Source organism: Paraburkholderia sp. Ac-20347 (assembly GCF_017104805.1).
Lineage (GTDB): Bacteria > Pseudomonadota > Gammaproteobacteria > Burkholderiales > Burkholderiaceae > Paraburkholderia > Paraburkholderia tropica.
In genome coordinates this window covers 1-2342 of the sequence record NZ_JAAGPN010000502.1, presented here as the reverse complement: position 1 = coordinate 2342, position 2342 = coordinate 1, and the positions used below count along the sequence as shown (strand labels likewise).

Sequence of the window (2342 nt, the reverse complement as noted above, 5' to 3'; positions counted from 1 at the left end):
CGGTGCTGATCGCGGTGGCCGGGCCACTCGCGTTCGGCGGCGCGTGGAGCGCGTGGCTCTACAAGGCGCTCGTGCTGCTGGTGATCGCGTGTCCGTGCGCGCTGGTCGTGTCGACGCCCGTCACGGTGGTGAGCGGCCTCGCTGCTGCCGCCCGCGCGGGCATCCTCGTGAAGGGCGGCGTGTGGCTCGAACGCGGGCGTTTGCTCAAGGCCGTTGCGCTCGACAAGACCGGCACGCTGACGCGCGGCCAGCCCGCGCTGACCGATGCGTTTGCGCTCGGCGCGTTGTCCGTCGACGAAGCATTGCGCCTCGCCGCGAGCCTCGACGACGCGAGCACGCATCCGGTCGCGCGCGCCGTCGTCGCGGGCTGGCGGACGCGTGATGCGCAGAGTACGCAGGGTGCGCTGCTCGCCGTCGACGATTTCGCGGTGCTCAACGGGCTCGGCGTGAAAGGGCGCATCGCGGGCGAAGTCTGGCATCTCGGCAATCACCGGCTGGTGGAGTCGCTGGGCGTGTGCTCGCCGGACCTCGAGGCGCGTCTTGCGACGCTCGAAACCCAGGGCAAGACGGCGATCGTGTTGTGCTCGCCGCGCGAGGCCGTCGCGCTGTTCGCGGTCGCCGACGCGGTGCGGCCCGAAAGCGCGGACGCGGTGCGCACGCTCAAGCAACTCGGCGTGACGCCCGTCATGCTGACCGGCGACAACCCGGCGACGGCGCGCGCGATCGCCGCGCAGCTCGGCATCGACGACGCGCGCGGCAATCTGCTGCCGCAGGACAAACAGGACGCGGTCGCGGATCTGTCGGCGCGCCACGGCATGACCGCGATGGTCGGCGACGGCGTGAACGACGCGCCCGCGCTCGCGCGCGCCGACATCGGCTTCGCGATGGGCGCGGCGGGCACGGCGACGGCGCTCGAAACCGCCGACGTCGCGATCATGGACGACGATCCGCGCAAGATCGCGGCGTTCGTGGGGCTGAGCCGCAAGGTGTCGGCGGTGCTGATGCAGAACATCGCGCTCGCGCTCGGCATCAAGGCCGTGTTTCTCGTGCTCGCGCTGGCGGGCGAGGCGACGCTCTGGATGGCCGTGTTCGCCGATGTCGGCGCCAGTTTGCTGGTGGTCGCGAACGGTTTGCGCGTGCGTCGGCATTTTGGTAGCGTGCCGGCGAGCGTTCGCAACTAACTGTCGGGTTTGTTTGTGGCGCAGTGAATTGCAACTAACCGCCAGTCCTGCGCGAGACGGCTGACAGAAAGGTCCATCGTAAAAACGACCGCATTCATCGCGAAGCTATGGCTTACAACGCGTGGATGCGGAGCGGGCCGTTTCTAGCGCGGATATCGAGGCAAGTGAGAGTCCACGATAAAGGGACGCGCGCGCAGCCCGAGCGCGCCCGCGTCTAAGCCCCTCGCGCCAACGCGGCGCGCAATGCCGCGCGCGTCGCCTCGTCGAACTCGCCGCGAAATTCAAACCGTCCCGCGACCAGCGCGGCGACCGGCACGCCATCGCGAAACGCGACACGATTACCCGCGACGGCAGGCACCTTCTCGCCAGGCAGCACCGATCCCACAAGATTCAGCGGATCGACGGCGGCGATGCACACCGTTTCGTCCTCCGAATGATTGGGCCGCTCCCCACGCCGCCGCACCTCGCGCAACAACGCCACCGCTTCGGGTAGCGCGAATTGTTCGCCCGACAACCCCGTGACGAAGCGCCCGCCGCGCACGTTTCCGCGCGCCTCCATCCGATGCAGCACGCGCAGCAGATCGCGCCAGGGCGGCAGCCACGCGGCTTCACGTGCGAGCACTTGCCAGCACACCACGCCGTAGCGGCGCAGCAGCACGTCCGCGACGTGTTCGAGCAAGGCCGGATCGGCGGGCGGACGTCGCGCGGCATTCGCCGTCACCGCGCGCGGCGTTCGCGCGCTGCCATCGTCCTTAGCGCTTTCCTGCTCATCGGCCGGATCCACGCGCCGCAACACCGCCCAGCGGCCCGCGTCCGCCATGCCGCCGACGAGCGGCCCGAAACCGCGCGGCTTGCGGCGTCCGTGATGCGCATTGCGCTTCGCAGCGGGCTTCACCAGCGCGCGCAAGCCGGCGAAACTGTCGGCGTTCACGAGTCCGGCGGCGACGAGTTCGCCCAGCGCGTTCTCCAGTTCGACGCCGAGCAGATGCGCATCGGCGGCCAGTTCGTCGAAGAACATCGCGCCGTGCCGCAGCAGCGCGCCATACACGCGCTGCGCGCGCACCGAGAGTCCGTCGGTGTCGGTCGCATCGACGAGCGCAGTCCAGCGCGCCACCTCGCGGCGCGGCAACAGCACGACCGGCGTGCTGCGCACGGTCGTCG

At 70.1% G+C, this 2342-nt stretch carries 1 protein-coding gene and 1 pseudogene; one reads left to right on the top strand and one right to left on the bottom strand.

Annotation, left to right across the window (positions count from 1 at the left end):
- Window positions 1-1181 (top strand): heavy metal translocating P-type ATPase (locus tag G3N97_RS38050; RefSeq protein ID WP_205997888.1); only part of this gene is annotated, 1181 nt, incomplete at its 5' end.
- 214 nt (window positions 1182-1395) lie between these two features.
- Here the strand turns inward: G3N97_RS38050 and G3N97_RS38045 are convergent.
- Window positions 1396-2342: pseudogene (locus G3N97_RS38045) on the bottom strand (ATP-dependent DNA helicase); the annotation flags it as partial.